Genomic DNA, 16456 nt, shown 5'->3' with positions numbered 1-16456 from the left:
CCGCACGGACAGAGGAATAGTTTTCGAAACTTCTCTCGAAAAATCATCGCGGGAGGTAACGCCGCAAGACTTGCGACTGCCGCACCAGCTTCCTGAGGTCGGCGAGTGTGCCGTGGGCCGCGCCCACGGCACGCGCCTGCACCAGCACGTTGCCCAGCGCGGTCGCCTCCGCCGGACCCGCCACGACGGGCAGCCCGCACGCGTCGGCGGTGAGCTGGCAGAGCAACTCGTTGCGCGAGCCGCCCCCGACGATGTGCACGACCTCGACTTCCTTGCCGGACAACCGCTGCGCGTCCGCGATCGCGTCGCGGTGGGCGAGCGCCAGACTGTCCAGAATGGACCGCACGATATCCGCTCGCGTCATCGTCTTCCCGCAGGCCCGTTCGATCCGGGCGGGCATGTCGCCGGGCGGGAGGAACACCGGGTCGTTGGGGTCGAACACCGATCCGGCCACCTGCCCGGCTTCCCGCAGCAACGGCTCCAGCGCGGTGTCCCAGGCGCGCAGGCATTCCTGCAGGAGCCAGAGGCCCATCACGTTGCGGAGGTAGCGGATCGTGCCGTCCACGCCGCCCTCGTTGGTGAAGTTGGCGGCCCGGCTCTCGGCGGTGAGCACCGGGGAGTCGAGCTCGACGCCGACCAGGGACCAGGTGCCGCACGAGATGTAGGCGAACCGGTCCGTCTCGGCGGGCACGGCTACGACGGCGGACGCGGTGTCGTGCGAACCTACCGCGGTGACGGGAATGCCCTTGAAGGTGCCCGCGGGGTCGCCGGGATGACGCAGGGGCGGTAGCAGGTCCGGTGGGAGGTCGCGGGTCAGCTCGGGCGACCACTGTCCTGTTCGGACGTCGATCAGGCCCGTCGTGGTGGCGTTGGTGTACTCGGCGCCGCGTTGCCCGGTCAGCCAGTACGAGAGCAGGTCGGGGATCAGGAGGAGCTGGGCGGCCTGGGGGAGCAGGGGTTCGGCCATGAGCTGGAACATCGTGTTGAACTGCTGGAACTGCAGCCCGTTGATCTCGTACAGGCCGTCGGCGGGCATGATGCCGTCGGTGCGGGAGTCGCGATAACAGACGGGATCGCCCAGCAGTTCGCCGGACGCGTCGAGCAGGCCGTAGTCGACGGCCCAGCTGTCGATTCCGATGCCGGCGAGACCACCGGCGAGCCTCAGCCCGGCGAGCACCTCGCGGTACAGGCCGGGCAGGTCCCAGTGCAGCCGGTCGTGGTGGCGCACCGGCCCGTTGGCGAACCGGTGCACCTCCTCGATGTGAACGCCGCCATCGGTGAAGACCCCTCGCACGACGCGGCCGCTGGACGCGCCGAGGTCGATCGCGGCGACCGCGGTCATCGCAGGAACGCCGCTGCGACACCGGCGTCGACCGGCACGTGCAGGCCGGTCGTGAGGGACAGGTCGCCTGCTGTCAGCGCGAACACCGCCGCTGCCACGTGTGAGGGCAGCACCTCGCGCTTGAGCAGCGTGCGCTGGGCGTAGAACTCGCCGAGCTTCTCCTCCGGCACGCCGTAGACGGCGGCACGCTGGGCGCCCCAGCCGCCGGCGAAGATCCCGGAGCCGCGGACCACGCCGTCCGGGTTGATGCCGTTGACGCGGATGCCGTCCCCGCCGAGTTCCGCCGCCAGCAACCGGACCTGGTGCGCCTGGTCGGCTTTGGCCGCTCCGTACGCGACGTTGTTCGGGCCCGCGAAGACCGCGTTCTTGCTGGAGATGTAGACGAGGTCGCCGCCCATGCCCTGAGCGCGCATGATCTTGGCCGCCTGCTGCGAGACCAGGAACGACCCCTTGGCCATCACGTCGTGCTGGAGGTCCCAGTCGGCCTCGGTGGTCAGTTCGAGCGGCTTGGAGATCGACAGGCCCGCGTTGTTGACCACCAGGTCCACGCCGCCGAACGCGAGGGCGGCCGCGCGGAACGCCTCGGCGATGCCCGCGGCGGAAGTGACGTCGACGGTCACCGGCACCGCCACGTCCGAGGAACCCAGGCTGGAAGCGACTTCCCCCGCACTCTCGGCATCTCGATCGGCCACCACGACGCACGCACCCTCGGCGGCCAGCCTCTGGGCGACCGCGCGACCGATGCCCGAACCACCGCCGGTGACGAGCGCGACGCGGGTGGCGAGCGGCTTGGGCTTCGGCATCCGCTGGAGCTTGGCCTCCTCGAGCGACCAGTACTCGATGCGGAACTTCTCGCGCTCGTCGATCGGCGCGTACCGCGAGACGGATTCGGCGCCCCGCATGACGTTGACAGCGTTCACGTAGAACTCTCCGGCTACGCGCGCGGTCTGCTTGTCGCGGCCGAAGCTGAACATCCCGACGCCCGGCACGAGCACGATCGCCGGGTCGGCGCCGCGCATCGGCGGGCTGTCCGGCCCCGCGTGCCGCTCGTAGTACGCCCGGTAGTCCTCGCGGTAGGCGGCGTGCAGGAGTTTCAGGCGCTCCACCACGTCTTCCAGCGGCGCGGCCGGCGGCAGGTCGAGCACCAGCGGCCGGACCTTGGTGCGCAGGAAGTGGTCGGGACACGACGTGCCGAGCGCGGCGAGTTCCGGATGCCGTTCGCGCGACAGGAAGTCCAGCACCACACCGGAGTCGGTGAAGTGGCCGATCTGGGGGCTGTCGGTGGAGGCCAGGCCGCGGATCACGGGCGCCAGTTCGGCGGCCCGCACCCGCCGCTCCTCCGAGGACAGCGGTGCGTGGACCACCGGCCCGAACGGATCGGCGCGGCCGTGCTCGTCGAGGTAGCGCTGGGCGGTCTCGATGATCTCCAGCGAACGAGCCTCGCACTCCTCGCTGGTCGCGCCCCACGCGGTGATGCCGTGCCCGCCCAGGACGACACCGATCGCCTGCGGGTGTTCGCGCCTGATCGCCGCGATGTCCAGTCCCAGCTGGAAACCGGGCCGCCGCCACGGCACCCACGCCACCCGCTCGCCGAAGCACGCCTTGACCAGCGCCTCACCGTCCGCGGCCGTCGCGAACGCGATGCCCGCGTCCGGATGCAGGTGGTCGACGTGGGCGGCGTCGACCAGGCCGTGCATGGCCGTGTCGATCGACGGCGCCGCGCCTCCCTTGCCGTGCAGGCAGAAGTCGAACGCGGCGACCATCTCGTCCTCGCGCTCCACGCCCGGATAGACCTCGGCCAGAGCGCGGAGCCGGTCGAGCCTCAGAACCGCGAGCCCGGCCTCGCGCAAAGTGCCCAGGTCACCACCGGATCCCTTGACCCACATCAGGTCCACGGGCTGCCCGGTCACCGGATCCGTCTCGGATCCCTTGGCCGAGGTGTTGCCGCCCGCGTAGTTGGTGTTGCGCGGATCGGCGCCGAGCCGGTTGCTCCGCCCCAGCAACGCTTGGACCTGCTCCATCACGCACCCCACCCGGCGGCCTCGCCACCGACTCGTTCCCTGACGATCTGCTCGGCGTACCCGGAACGCCGGTACGCGGCCATCGGGTCGGGATCGAGGCCCATGTCCTCGCGCAGCTCCCGCAGAAGTGGCCGCACGTCGGTGTTGTAGGCGTCCATCACCGCGGCGTTGGCACCCAGCACGTCACCGGCGCGCTGGGCCTGCGACAACGCCTCCTGGTCGACCAGGAGGGCCTTGGCCGTCGCCTCCTGGACGTTGAGCACCGAGCGGATGATCGCCGGGATCTTCGGCTCCAGGTTGTGGCACTGGTCGAGCATGAACGCGATGCCGGCGGCGGGCTTCAGCGCGTCGGCCAGCACGATCTCGTGCATGATCCGGAACAGCTGGAACGGGTCGGCGGCCCCGGCCATCAGGTCGTCGTCGGCGTAGAACCGCGAGTTGAAGTCGAACGCGCCGAGCTTGTCCGCCCGCAGCAGGAACGACACGATGAACTCGATGTTCGTGCCGGGGGCGTGGTGCCCGGTGTCGATCACGACCTGTGCCCGTTCGCCCAGCTGCAGGCAGTGCGCGAACGCCGTGCCCCAGTCCGGCACGTCCGTGGCGTAGAAGGCGGGCTCGAAGAGCTTGTACTCCAACAACATCCGCTGGTCGGCGCCGAGCCGTTCATAGGTCTCGGCCAACGCCTCGGCGAGCCGGTCCTGCCGCGCCCGGAGGTTGTCCTGGCCGGGGTAGTTCAGGCCGTCGGCGAACCAGAGCTTGAGATCACGCGATCCCGTCTGGTCCATGATGTCGACGCAGTCCAGCAGGTGCCCGATCGCCTTGCGCCGCACCGTCGCGTCCGGATGGCAGACGCTGCCGAGCTTGTAGTCGTCGTCCTGGAACACGTTGGAGTTGATGGCCCCGAGCGCGACACCGCGATCCCGCGCGTACTCGGACAACTTCCCGTAGTCGTCGACCCTGTCCCACGGGATGTGCAACGCGACGGTCGGCGCGATGCCGGTGAGCCGGTGCACCACCGCGGCGTCGTCGATCTTCTCGTACGGCGTGCGCGGAACTCCCTGCTGCGCGAACACCTTGAACCGGGTGCCGGAGTTGCCGTACGCCCACGACGGCGTCTCGATCCGCTGCTCGCGCAGCGCGTCCTTCACACTCATGGTTCTCCCCAAAGCATTTCAGTCGAGGTGGAAGACCTCGTCGAGCGGCCGCATCCGTTCGTCGGCGTTGCCGTCGCCGTCGAAGAACTCCGCCATCTCGGCTTGCCAGCGCGCGTTCACCTCGGTGCGCGCCATCTCCGCGAGCGCAGCGTCGAAGTCATCGCACTCGAGGTAGCCGATCAGCAGGCCGTCCTCAGCGAGGAAGAGGGAGTAGTTGCGCCATCCCGCTTCGCTGAGGGCGGCCCGCATCTCCGGCCACACCTCGCGGTGCCGCGCCCGGTACTCGTCGAGACGGTCCGGGCGGACCCGCAAGGTGAAGCAGACGCGCACGTCAGAAGTCGAACTTGTCGATGTTGTCCTTGGTGAACACGGTCGGCGGGCCGAGCACGACCTCGCCCTTGGCGCCGATCGTGTAGTCGCCGAGCTCACCGGCCTTGTACTTCTCGCCCTCGGCACCGGTGATCTGCCCGGACGCGAGCGCGGCCGCGGTGTAGGTGGCGAGGTAGCCGAGCTTGCTCGGGTCCCACAGCGCGAACGACTTCACGGTGCCGTCCTGGACGAACTTCCGCATCTGGTTCGGCGTGCCCAGACCGGTCAGCTGCACCTTGCCCTTGTACTCCGACGAGCTGAGGTACCGGGCTGCGGCCGCGACACCGACGGTGGTCGGCGAGATGATGCCCTTGAGGTTCGGGTGCGCCTGCAACAGACCCTGCGTCTTCTGGAACGAAGTCTGGTCGTCGTCGTTGCCGTACGCGGTCTCCACGAGCTTGAGACCGGCGTACTCGGGCTTCGCGAGCTCGGTCTTCATGACCTCGATCCACGCGTTCTGGTTGGTGGCGTTGGGAGTCGCGGACAGGATCGCGATCTCACCGGACCCGCCGACCGCCTCGGAGATCAGCTTCACCTGGCCGGCGGCGATCTCGGTCGAGGTGGCCTGGTTGATGAAGACGTCGCGCGCGTCCGGCGCCGCGTCGGAGTCGAACGTGACGACCTTGAGCCCTTGTGAACGTGCGCTCTTCAGCGCGGGCGCCACGGCGTTGGCGTCGTTCGCGGAGATCACCAGCGCGTCCTGCTTCTGCTGCGCGGCGGTGTTGATGTAGGTGACCTGCGAGGACGCGGCCGCGTCGGACGGTCCGGTGGCCTTGAGCTCGGCCTTGATCGCCGTGCCCGCCTGCTCGGCACCCTTCTGCGCCACGGTGAAGTACGGGTTGTTGACCTGCTTGGGCAGGAACGTGATCTTCAGGCCCTCCTTGAGCGCCGCGTTGGGATCGCCCTTGGCGGCGTTGGTGGCGCCACCGGTCTGATCACCGGCAGTGTCCTTCGTGGTGCCACCGCAGGCGGTGAGTGCGACGGCCCCGGACATCACCAGGGCAAGCACTAGACGTGTCTTCATGGCGCGGCCTTCCTCAGACTTCCAACGCGACGGGTGACGGACGGGGCGAGAACGCTCACCAGCAGCAGGAGGCCGGTGACGATGGTGAGGACCTCGGTCGAGGTGTCCTGCAGGATCAGGAGGTTGCGCAGACCGCCCAGCAACAGCACGCCCGCGAGCACGCCGAAGAGCGATCCCCTGCCGCCGAAGATGGACACGCCGCCGAGCAGCACCGCGGCGACGACGGCCAGTTCGAGGCCGACGCCGTTGTCCGCGCGGGCGCTGGAGAAGCGGAACGTGTAGACGATGCCCGCGATCGCGGCGACGGCCCCGGCGAGCACGAACAGGGACAGCTTGATGCGCTTGACCCTGATGCCGGAGAAGCGCGCACCCTCCTCGTTGGCGCCGATCGCGTAGACGGACCGGCCGAACGAGCTGGCGTGCAGGGCGACGCCGAACAGGACGGCGAGGATCGCGGCCAGTACGATCGGATAGGGGATGTCGGTGCCGGGCAACGGAGTCGTGCCGAACGAGGTGTAGCTCGCCGGGAAGTCAGCGACCGCGGTGTCGCCCAGGACCACCAGCGCGAGGCCGCGGTAGAGCGCGAGCGTGCCGATGGTGACGGCCAGCGAGGGCAGCCCGAGGCGAGTGACCAGCAGGCCGTTGACCGCTCCGCACACCGCGCCCACGACGATCACGGTGGGCAGGATCGTCTCCAGGGACCAGCCCGCGTTCCACAGCCAGCCGATCAGCGCGCTGGACAGGCCGAGCACCGACGCGACGGACAGGTCGATCTCGCCCGCGACGATCACCAGCGTGAGCGGGAGGGCGATCAGCGCGATCTCGCCGATGTCGAGGCCGAGGTAGAAGAGGTTGCCGCCGGACAGGAACGAGCCGCCGGTGCTCACCTGACCTGTCAGCGCGACCACGATCAGCAGGAACACCAGCGCGGTCTCCCACCGCAGGAGGTTACGCATGGCTGGTCCCTTCGGAGGTGCGCAGGGCTTTCGCCAGTCGCAGTGCGAGGAGCCGGTCGACGGTGATCGCGCTGAGCAGGAGCGCGCCCGCGATCGCCTGCTGCCAGAACGCGGGGATCTGCAACACCACCAGGCAACTGGTGATCGTGCCCAGCAGGAGGGCGCCGAGCGCGGCGCCGGTGACCGTGCCGGACCCGCCGAAGATCGCGACGCCGCCGACCACGACGGCCGCGACGACCTGGAGTTCGAGGCCGGTGCCCGCGGCCGCGTCGACCGTGCCGTACCGGGCCACCCAGAGCGCGCCCGCGAGCCCGGCGATCAGGCCGGAGATGGCGAACGTTGTGAGCGTGCGCTTCGCCACGGGGATGCCGGCGAGCGTGGCGGCCTCCGGGTTCGAGCCGATCGCGTACAACTCGCGGCCGGACCGGTAGGAGCGCAGGTAGACGGCGGCCACCACGATCACGACGACGGCTACCAGCACCAGGATCGGAATGCCGAGGACGCGGCTGCTGCCGAGGTTCAGCAGGGCGTCGGGGAGGTTGGAGGCGTTGACCTGCTTGCCTTGGGCCAGCGCGTAGTCGACGCCGCGGAACACGTACAGCGTGCCGAGAGTGACCACGAGGCTGGGGACGTTGCCGAGCGCGACCAGCAGGCCGTTGAGCAGTCCGCACGCGAGGCCGACCGCCACGCCGAAACCGATGCCCAGGACCAGTGGGGTGCCGGGGTTGTCGGCGAAGTGCTGGGCCGTGAGGAACGCGGACAGGCCCAGGACCGAGCCGACGGACAGGTCGACGTTGCGGGTGATGACGACGAGGGTCTGGCCCACCGCGAGGAGCGCGACGATCGAGGCGTTGAGGAGGAGGTCGCGCAGGCTTTGGGGCTGGATGAACCGCGGGTTGACGATCGCGGTGGGGATGACCACGAGAGCCAGCGCCACGACGATGCCGAGTTCGCGGACCCGTCCGACTCGGGTGGTGAGGCGGCGGGCGGCGGTGCGGCGGGAGGTGGGTGGGGTGGCGGTGGGGGTGAGCTGGGTGGTCATGGGGTCACCACCCGCCCGCGGAAGCGACGACGCGCCGGCGTTGTGATCATTTCGCCACCGCCTGTCCGGCCGCTGCCAGCGCCACCCGTTCCTCGGTCGCCTCGGCCCGCGACAACTCGTCCACCAGCCGGCCTTCGTGCATCACCAGCACGCGGTCGGCCATGCCGAGCACCTCGGGCAGTTCGGACGAGATCATCAGCACCGCGACGCCCTGCCCGGCCAGTTCCGACAGCAGCCGGTGCACCTCTGCCTTCGTGCCGACGTCGATGCCGCGCGTCGGTTCGTCGACGATCAACACCGACGGGTTGCGCGCCAGCCACTTCGCGAGCACGACCTTCTGCTGGTTGCCGCCGGACAGCACACCGACCGGGTCGCTCAGCCGGGAGAACTTCAGCCGCAGCTTCACCGCCCAGTCCTGGGCGAGAGCACGTTCACTACGGCGGCGCAGCAACCCGAACTTCGACAGCCTGCCCAGTGAGGCGAGCGCGGTGTTGCGTTCGATGGACGCGTCCATCACGAGTCCCTGCTGGCGGCGGTCTTCCGGCACGAACCCGATGCCCGCGGCCATCGCGGCGGTGGGGGAGCCGTACTTGAGCTTCCGGTTGTTCACGTGCACAGAGCCCGCGTCGGGGCGGTCGATGCCGAAGATCGCCCGTGCCACCTCGCTGCGTCCGGCGCCGACCAGCCCTGACAGGGCGACGATCTCGCCCGCCCGGACGTCGAACGACACGTCGGTGAACACGCCCTCGCGGGTCAGCCGTCGCACCGAGAGCAGCACGTCTCCCGCGTTCGTGTCCTGTTTGGGGAAGAGCTGGGACAGCTCGCGGCCGACCATGCGGCGCACCAACGAGTCCGGAGTCTCGCCGGACAGTTCGCCGGACCACACGAACTCGCCGTCGCGCAGCACGGTGGCGCGCTGGCACAGCTCGAACACCTCGCCCAGCCGGTGCGAGACGAACAGCACGGCGGCGTCCTGCGCGCGCAATGCCTGCACCACACCGAAAAGCCGTTGGACCTCGTGCTCGGACAGGGCGGCGGTCGGTTCGTCCATGACGATTACGCGAGCGTCGAACGACAACGCCTTGGCAATCTCGACGAGCTGCTGGTCCGCAATGGACAGTCCCCGCGCCGGACGGGCCGGATCGAGCTTGACTCCGAGGCGGGAGAACAACTCCGACGTGCGGGCGTGCATCGTGGCGACGTCGATGCGGCGGCCGAACCCGAGCGGCTGGCGGCCCATGAACACGTTCTCGGCCACCGACAGGTCGCCGAACAGCGTCGGTTCCTGGTAGATGATCGCGATGCCCGCGGCGAGCGCGTCGGCGGGGCCGGAGAACCGTTGCGCGGCACCGTCGACGAGCACCTGGCCGGCATCCGGGCGGTGGACTCCGGCGAGGGTCTTGATCAGCGTCGACTTGCCGGCGCCGTTCTCCCCGAGCAACGCGTGGGCCTCGCCGGCCAGCAGTCGCAGCGACACCCCGGACAACGCGCGGACGGCGCCGAAGGACTTGCTCACCTCGTCCAGTGTCACCACGGGAGGTCGGTCCACGTCCGTCTCCTCGATGTTGAAACGTTTTAACGCCTGAGTTACGAGCACTCTGGGTGTGTTACGGCACCATGTCAAGGGTTGCGGGGTACGATTCGTTGTCACGTTTCAACAAAGGAGCCGCCGGTGAAGCCGTCAGTGGGCATCCGCGACGTCGCGCAGCACGCCGGCGTGTCCAACGCGACCGTCTCGAACGTGCTGAACCGCCCCGACGTCGTCGCCCCGGCCACGCGCCAGCGGGTCCTGGCCGCCATCGAGCAGCTCGGCTTCGTGCGCAACGAGTCCGCGCGCCAGCTGCGCGCGGGCCGCAGCAGGGTGATCGCCTACGTCGTGCTCGACGCGGCGAACCCGTTCTTCACGGACGTGGCACGCGGTGTGGAGGACGCGGCGCGAGAGGCCGGCCTCGCCCTGTTCCTGTGCAACAGCGCGTCGGACGACGGCCGTGAACGCGAGTACCTGGAACTGCTGCACGAACAACGCGTCGAGGGCATCCTGATCACCCCGGTCGACGCGGAGAGCGCGCAGATCGCCGAACGCGGCACGCCCGTCGTGCTGGTCGACCGCGAGGCGGTGGACGGCACGCGCTGCTCGGTAGCTGTGGACGACGTGCTCGGCGGCGAACTGGCGGTCACCCACCTGATCGAGAGCGGCCACACCCGCATCGCGATGGTCGGCGGTCCGCTGTCCATCCAGCAGGTGCGCGACCGGCGTGAAGGTGCGATGCGCGCGCTGGCGAACGCAGGGCTGCCCGCGGACACGCTCACGTTCCTCGAAACCAGGAGCCTGCAGGTGGCGGAAGGCCGCGAGGCGGGGGAGCGGCTGGTGGGCCTGCCCGCCTCGCGCCGCCCCACGGCGGCGTTCTGCGCCAATGACCTGCTCGCGCTCGGCCTGCTGCAGTCGATGACGCAGCAGGGGCTGCGCGTGCCGGACGACCTGGCCGTCGTCGGCTACGACGACATCGAGTTCGCCGCGGCCGCCGCCGTGCCGTTGACGTCCGTGCGCCAGCCGCGTGAGCAGCTGGGTCGCACCGCCGCCCAGCTGCTGCTGACGGAGAACGAGCCGGACCACGAGCACCGGCACGTGAAGTTTCAGCCGGAGCTCGTGGTCCGCGCCTCCACCGCGATCAAACGGCGGGCGGCGACTACCTGACGAGCATCATTTCCCTGTCGCTTTCCACAATGCTCGAACTGTCCGGCGGAAGGTAGACGTTCAGCGACGCGGAAGTGAATGCGATGCCCTGCCGGAATGCTTTCGTGCGCGACACCACGGTCACGTCGACCTTGTGATAGGCGCCGGTGCACGGAACGCTCGACGTGTACTTGTCGCCGATCGCGAGGTCACCCCGCACGTTCTGGGTGACCTGCACCCACAACGACCCGGTGGCGCCGTTCTGGCACATCACGCGGGTCGGCACGACGACGGCGACGCCCCGCGCCTCCAGCCTGGCCTGCGACTGGAGAGCCATGGCCGCGTCGACCTGTGCCGCCGACGCCGGCAATGCGGTGGCCAATACCGCGGCCGCGGTCAGCACGAACGCCGAAATTGCACGCACGATTTCTCCTCGTTCTCGTGGAAGGGCGGAATGCGGCCGCACGCCGACATTAGCCACGAGGTGTTCAGCGGTGCGAGGGGCCATTGATCGTCGCGCGAATCCACTCCGTGTGCGCCGGCACGTTCGTGTAGAGGCCCGGCCCGTTCGCGCAAAGACTGTCCGTGTCACCGGGGCCGGAGGTCGTGCCGATCAGCTCCCACCGGCCGTGCTTCCCGCGCTGGATCTGCGGGCCGCCCGAATCGCCGACGCACGCCATGGCGCCCGGCTTGCGGCTGATCGTGCACAGCCGCGTCGCGTCGGCGTAGCCCGGCGCGCACTCGGACACCGCGCCACGCCGGGTGTCGAGTTGCTGGAGCTGTTCGGGGAACACCGCCTCGGTGATGTCGACCGTGTCCACCGTGGTGCCGAAACCGAGCAGCCGGGTCGGCGTTCCCGTCCGGCCGGGCCGGGTGGCGATGCGGATCGGCTGCTCGCGCACCGGGCGGTCGAGCCGGATCAACGCGATGTCGTCCTGGTTGGGCTGTCCGAGCCGATAAGCCGGATGCCGCACCACGCGGTCGATGGCGCGCACGGTGCCGCCGGACGTCCTGCGATCGCTGCCGATGCGGACGGTCCCGTCCGGCACCGCTCCGGTTCCTCCCGGATCGACGCAGTGCGCGGCCGTGACGACCCACCGGGGATGGATCAACGACGCCCCGCACACTCCTTTCGCACCACCCGCGGCGGGCACGGTCTCCGGGATCGACGCCATGAACTCGTAGCGCTCGGTGGACTCGCTCCCGTTCACGACGGCACCGGCGGTTCCGGTCATCGCCATGGCGCACAAGGCCCCTGTCAGCAGGACGAGGGCCGGTTTCAGGCTGAGCATGATCTTCTTTCGGTCGCGGGACGTCTGTCCTGCTCAGAATGGTCATGCGGCGCGGAATGATCGATGAAGCCAGCCGGTGTTCTCAGGTGGAGCCTGCTCCACGGTTGGATCACCCGCCGGGTGGGCACCCCTGGGTGGTCCCGCCCGAACGGAAAGGCCTTCCCATGCCGCCGGACAGTGTTCTTCTCGCCGACCGGTACCGGCTGGGCGAAGTGCTCGGCACGGGCGGGGTCGCGCAGGTCCGCCGGGCCAGGGACGTCCTGCTGGCGCGGGACGTCGCCGTCAAGCTCTTCAAGCCCGGCGAGGACCTCGCGGACGCGCACCGGATCGACAACGAGATCCGCGCGCTCGCAGGGCTGTCGCATCCGGGCCTGGTCACGGTCTTCGACGCGGATCCGGGTGGCGAGGAACCGTACGTGGTGCTGGAGCTCATCGAGGGCAGGACCTTGCGCGACCGCGTCGCGGACGGCCCGATGTCCGTCGACGACGTGCGCCGGGTGGGTGGCGCACTGGCCGACGCGCTGGCACACGTGCACGCACGCGGCCTGGTCCACCGCGACGTCAAGCCCTCCAACATCCTGCTCGACGCCGACGGCCTGCCTCGCCTGGCCGACTTCGGCCTGGTGCGCTTCACCGACGGCGCCAGCCTCACCAAGACTGGTCTCGTCGTCGGCACGGCCGCCTACCTCTCACCGGAGCAGGTGCGCGGCGAGGAGGTCACCGAGGCCGCCGATGTCTACGCGCTCGGGCTGGTGCTGCTGGAATGCCTGACCGGCCACCGCGAGTACGAGGGCGCGGAGGTCGAGGCCGCCGTCGCCCGGCTGCACCGGCCACCGGTCGTCCCGGACGACCTGCCGTTCGACCTCGTGCGGTTGCTGTCCAGGATGACGTCCCTGAGCGCGGCTCGCCGTCCGTCCGCTCGCGAGTGCGCCGAGGCTCTGCTCACGCCTGCGGCAGACCCGCCGACCCTCGTGGTGGAGCGGCCGCAACGCCGGCCGCGCGGACTGCTCGCGGCCGCCTCGATCGTGGTGCTGATCTCGGCGATCGGCACGGGGATCAGCGCCTGGAACAGCGCCACGTCAACGGGTTCGGAACCGCCGGAGACCACCGCGCCCACCGCCCCCGCCTCGACCGTGCCGCGCACCGCGGAGATCACCCCCACGCCCGTCGCGGTGCAGCCGACCGCTCCGGCCGTCGCGCCGCCGCCGGTCCAGGCCGTCAACAAGGGCAAGCCTGCCGGTCCGGCCGGGTCGGACAACAGCGGCAAGGGCAATCCTGGCAAGGGAAAGGGCAAGAGGGACGGGACCTGAGTCAGCGCACCGGAAGAATGATCGCGGATGGCCGTGCTGGTCCACAGTGGACCGCCTGGTCCGCCGCCACCATCGTCGTGGCCGTCGCACGCGGTTCGCCGGTACCGGGATTGCGGGCATAACGGGGGAACGCGCCGCTGGAGACCTGCACCCGGATGCGGTGCCCGCGCCGGAAGCGGTACGCCGTCGGCCACAACCTGACGGTCGCGCACTGCGGTTCGTCCGCCGATGCCAGGCTCACCAGACCGTCGCACACGTTCCACGAACGCCCGGCAGGATCGACGTCGCACAGCCGGACGAACACGTCGGCGTGCGCGAGTGACGACGAGAACCAGATCTCCGCGCTGACCTCACCGATCACCTCGACGTCCTGGTCGAGCACGGGCGTGGTGTAGGTGAGCACGTCCGGCCGGGCCTCCAGCGAGGTGTTGTCGACGCGGCCGCCGTCCCGTGCCAGGCGCACACCTCCGGACGCCGGAGTGGGGTCTGCCGGGTCGTAGTGGAAGGTGTCCACCGAGGACTCGCCAGGCACCGCTGTACCGAGTGCGCCACCCGAACCCAGATGAAAGCGCGTGGGCGAGTAGCCCGACGGCGGCCAGGAGTCGAACGAGCGCCACGCGTCCTCGCCCATCACGTACAGCCGGACCGCGGCGCGCTCAGGCGGTTCTTCACCGCGTGCGTGCGCGAGACCGAACTCCAATGCTTCGTTGATCGGTGGGGCCATGACGTCGGTGTGGGTCCACGGACCGACGGTCAGCCGCGCGGAACGGCCGTTGTCCTGCAAGACCTGGAAGTCGCGCAGCTGACCGGGCAGAAAGATGTCGTACCAGCCGCCGATGGAACTGACCGGCACGGTCACGCCGGCGACCCGGTGGCTGTGGTCGAACCCCTGCCAGCGCGGAGAATCGGCGTCGTGGGTGAGGATGTCCTGGATGTAGGCGGAGCGCGAGCCGAACGACGCGACGTCCCCTTCCCGCAACGGCAGCGTCCGCAGCGCTCGTGCGGTCTTCCTGTCCTGGAACGTCTTGCGCAGCAGTGCCAGCGGACGTTGCTGGGTGCCGACCAGCACACCCCACTCGAACGGCGTCTCCAGCGACATGCCGTCCGAGCGCAGGAACTCCAGCGTCAAAGCCGATTCCGTCACCACCGGGATCATCGCCTTGATCTGGGGCGGCACCTGGTCGGCGACCGCCCACTGCACGTGGCCGAGGTAGCTCAGGCCGTAGAGCACGATCGCGTCGCTCCACGGCTGCTCCACCAGCCAGTCGAGCGTCGCGAGGCCGTCCGCGCGTTCCTGGCGCATCGGGTCGAACGTGCCGCCGGAGCCGAACCCGCCGCGCACGCTCTGGATCACCACCTGGTAGCCCCGCTCGGCCAGCGGCCTCGCCATGACCGCGCCGAACATGCGCCGCCCGTAAGGGGAGCGGATCAGCGCCGTCGGCAGCCCGTCGCCGCCGGAACGCGGCATCCACCGGTCCGCGAGCAGGTCCACGCCGTCGGGCATCGGGACGCGCAGATCCCGCTGCACCACGACGTCACGGGTCAGCGGCGGCGAGAGCTTCAGTCCACGTTGAAGAAGACGGCTGATCATCGGGGCTCCAGGAGTAGTGAGATCACGCTCATCAGCCGGTCGGTGAACGTCTCGGGATCGGGCGCGCCCGCGACCACCCAGGACGTGACGAACGACCCTGCGCCGCCCGTGACGAACGCGGCGAGGTCCTCGGCGGCCTGGTCGGAGAGCCGGCCGCGGTGCAGGTGCTCGACGGCCTGGCGGTTGATCGGCAGGAGCAGGCTGATGAGCCCGCGGTCCAGGGCGAACGCGCACGAACCGGTGAGCAGGGCGCGGTAGAACACGCGGTGGTCGGCGAAGTGCCGGGCCACGGCGAGGGTCTCGGCCCGCGGGTCCGCCTGGTCGAAGCCGGTGAGGCGGGGCAGCAGCTCACGCCGGGCGAGGTCGAGCCCCGCCTCCAGCAGCAGCGAGTCGAGGTCGCCGAAGTGCTGGTAGACGACCCGCCTGCTGACGTCGGCGGCCTCCGCGATCTCGGAGACGGTGATCGCCGCCGTGCCCCGTTCGGTGACCAGGTCGATCACGGCCTGCAACACGGCCGCGCGGGTGCGGCGCACCCGGCGGTCGCGTGCGGGCTCGACCTCGCGCAGATCCATGCGCCAGATCGTGTAACAGCTGTTACTAAGTAGTCAAGTGTTACTTATCTTCGTCGCGGTGGCCGCGCAGCGAACCGGGATGAGCCTTGGCCGCCGGATCGTTGCGCGTCTTGATCAGGCTGGCGACGGTGACGATCACGAGGATCGCGATGATCACGCCGAGGCTGAGCGGAGTCGGCACCTCGGGCACGCTCGCGGAGATGTCCACGTGCGCCCAGTGCAGGATCAGCTTCACGCCGATGAACGCGAGGATGATCGCGAGCCCGGCCGACAGGTACACCAGCCGGTCGAGCAGACCCTTGACGAGGAAGAACAACGCCCGCAGGCCGAGCAGCGCGAACGCGTTGGCGGTGAACACGATGTACGGCTCCTCGGTCACGCCGAACACCGCGGGGATCGAGTCGAGCGCGAAGAGCAGGTCGACGCCGCCGATCGCGACCAGCACGACGAACAGGGGAGTGGCGAACCGCTTGCCGTCCACGCGGGTGAAGATCTTGCCGCCGACGTAGTCGTCCGTGACGGGCAGGAGCTTGCGCGCGGTCTTCACCACGATGTTGTTCTCGACGTCGGGATCCTCGTCGCGGTGCCGGAACAGCTGCACGGCCGTGAAGATCAGCAGCAGGCCGAACAACAGGAACATGAACGAGAACAACGACAGCAGCGTCGCGCCGACCGCGATGAAGATGCCGCGCATGATCAGCGCGAGCACGATGCCGAACGTCAGCACCTTGTGCTGGTGCTCCTCCGGCACGAGGAACGTCGTCATGATGATCACGAAGACGAAGAGGTTGTCGACCGACAGGCTCTTCTCGACGATGTAGCCGGCGAAGTACTCCGCGCCGAACCCGCCTCCGTGCGCGCTCGCGAACCACACGCCGAAGCCGATGGCGACGGCGATGTAGAACACCGACCACAGACTGGCCTCGCGGAAGCCGATCCGGTGCGGCCGCCACGCCGCGATCACGAGGTCGGCCGCCAGCAGCAGGACGATCACCCCGATCGTCATCGCCCACGTCAGTCCGCTGATCTCCAGCACAGAACACCCCTCGGCCGCCCGGTCAGTCCGCAGTGGACGTTACCGGGCGGCCGGGGGGAACGTCGCCGACGTG

Annotated in this window: 15 protein-coding genes; 2 read left to right on the top strand and 13 right to left on the bottom strand. The window is 69.7% G+C overall.

Annotated features, from left to right (window positions below; genetic code table 11):
* Window positions 1–43 precede the first annotated feature (43 nt).
* The 8 genes from ACIRG5_RS03545 to ACIRG5_RS03510 are packed head-to-tail and all read right to left on the bottom strand — an operon-like array spanning window position 44 to window position 9472.
* Window positions 44–1342: a rhamnulokinase family protein gene (locus ACIRG5_RS03545; protein WP_402899518.1), complete on the bottom strand. Its 1299-nt coding sequence runs from the start codon at window positions 1340–1342 to the stop codon at window positions 44–46.
* A complete protein-coding gene (locus tag ACIRG5_RS03540) occupies window positions 1339–3363 on the bottom strand; it encodes a bifunctional aldolase/short-chain dehydrogenase (protein WP_402900892.1) in 2025 nt (674 codons plus the stop codon). Before ACIRG5_RS03540 ends, ACIRG5_RS03545 begins: the two co-directional genes overlap by 4 nt.
* Window positions 3363–4517 carry an L-rhamnose isomerase gene (rhaI, locus tag ACIRG5_RS03535; RefSeq protein WP_402899515.1) on the bottom strand — a complete coding sequence of 385 codons (1155 nt, stop codon included), beginning with the start codon at window positions 4515–4517 and terminating at the stop codon, window positions 3363–3365. Before rhaI ends, ACIRG5_RS03540 begins: the two co-directional genes overlap by 1 nt.
* A gap of 18 nt (window positions 4518–4535) precedes the next feature.
* A complete protein-coding gene (locus tag ACIRG5_RS03530) occupies window positions 4536–4847 on the bottom strand; it encodes an L-rhamnose mutarotase (protein WP_402899512.1) in 312 nt (103 codons plus the stop codon).
* A 1-nt stretch (window position 4848) separates the two neighbouring features.
* The gene (gene rhaS, locus ACIRG5_RS03525; RefSeq protein ID WP_402899509.1) at window positions 4849–5910 is read right to left on the bottom strand and encodes a rhamnose ABC transporter substrate-binding protein; all 1062 of its coding nucleotides are present in this window, start codon (window positions 5908–5910) and stop codon (window positions 4849–4851) included.
* Window positions 5907–6866, bottom strand: a complete 960-nt coding sequence (locus ACIRG5_RS03520) for an ABC transporter permease (RefSeq protein ID WP_402899507.1) — start codon at window positions 6864–6866, stop codon at window positions 5907–5909. Before ACIRG5_RS03520 ends, rhaS begins: the two co-directional genes overlap by 4 nt.
* Window positions 6859–7908, bottom strand: coding sequence for an ABC transporter permease (locus ACIRG5_RS03515; protein ID WP_402899504.1), 1050 nt, complete (start codon window positions 7906–7908; stop codon window positions 6859–6861). The genes ACIRG5_RS03520 and ACIRG5_RS03515 overlap by 8 nt, the downstream gene beginning before the upstream one ends.
* A gap of 46 nt (window positions 7909–7954) precedes the next feature.
* Window positions 7955–9472, bottom strand: a complete 1518-nt coding sequence (locus ACIRG5_RS03510; RefSeq protein WP_402900890.1) for a sugar ABC transporter ATP-binding protein — start codon at window positions 9470–9472, stop codon at window positions 7955–7957.
* Between the two features lie 108 nt (window positions 9473–9580).
* On the opposite strand from ACIRG5_RS03510, the gene ACIRG5_RS03505 reads away from it, so the two are divergent.
* Entirely contained in the window at window positions 9581–10603 is a 1023-nt protein-coding gene (locus tag ACIRG5_RS03505; protein ID WP_402899501.1) for a LacI family DNA-binding transcriptional regulator, read from the top strand.
* On the opposite strand, the gene ACIRG5_RS03500 is transcribed toward ACIRG5_RS03505, so the two are convergent.
* Window positions 10596–11006, bottom strand: coding sequence for a hypothetical protein (locus ACIRG5_RS03500; protein ID WP_402899498.1), 411 nt, complete (start codon window positions 11004–11006; stop codon window positions 10596–10598). The genes ACIRG5_RS03505 and ACIRG5_RS03500 overlap by 8 nt on opposite strands.
* Window positions 11007–11070: 64 nt before the next feature.
* Entirely contained in the window at window positions 11071–11874 is an 804-nt protein-coding gene (locus ACIRG5_RS03495; protein WP_402899495.1) for a S1 family peptidase, read from the bottom strand.
* Between the two features lie 164 nt (window positions 11875–12038).
* On the opposite strand from ACIRG5_RS03495, the gene ACIRG5_RS03490 reads away from it, so the two are divergent.
* Window positions 12039–13184 carry a protein kinase gene (locus ACIRG5_RS03490; protein ID WP_402899492.1) on the top strand — a complete coding sequence of 382 codons (1146 nt, stop codon included), beginning with the start codon at window positions 12039–12041 and terminating at the stop codon, window positions 13182–13184.
* A gap of 1 nt (window position 13185) precedes the next feature.
* Here ACIRG5_RS03490 and ACIRG5_RS03485 read toward each other — a convergent pair whose 3' ends face one another.
* From ACIRG5_RS03485 to ACIRG5_RS03475, 3 genes are read right to left on the bottom strand one after another with little or no spacing between them, the layout of a single operon-like run.
* On the bottom strand, window positions 13186–14775 hold the full coding sequence (locus ACIRG5_RS03485; RefSeq protein WP_402899489.1) for a CocE/NonD family hydrolase: 1590 nt from the start codon (window positions 14773–14775) through the stop codon (window positions 13186–13188).
* Window positions 14772–15347, bottom strand: coding sequence for a TetR/AcrR family transcriptional regulator (locus tag ACIRG5_RS03480; protein ID WP_402899486.1), 576 nt, complete (start codon window positions 15345–15347; stop codon window positions 14772–14774). The genes ACIRG5_RS03485 and ACIRG5_RS03480 overlap by 4 nt, the downstream gene beginning before the upstream one ends.
* Before the next feature lie 40 nt (window positions 15348–15387).
* Window positions 15388–16383, bottom strand: coding sequence for a TerC family protein (locus ACIRG5_RS03475; protein ID WP_402899483.1), 996 nt, complete (start codon window positions 16381–16383; stop codon window positions 15388–15390).
* Between the last annotated feature and the right edge of the window lie 73 nt (window positions 16384–16456).

This window comes from Lentzea sp. NPDC102401 (assembly GCF_044765805.1).
In the GTDB taxonomy this organism is placed as follows: Bacteria; Actinomycetota; Actinomycetes; order Mycobacteriales; family Pseudonocardiaceae; genus Lentzea; species Lentzea sokolovensis.
Note: the sequence above shows the minus strand (reverse complement) of the source record. Positions and strands in the feature narration are given on the sequence as shown.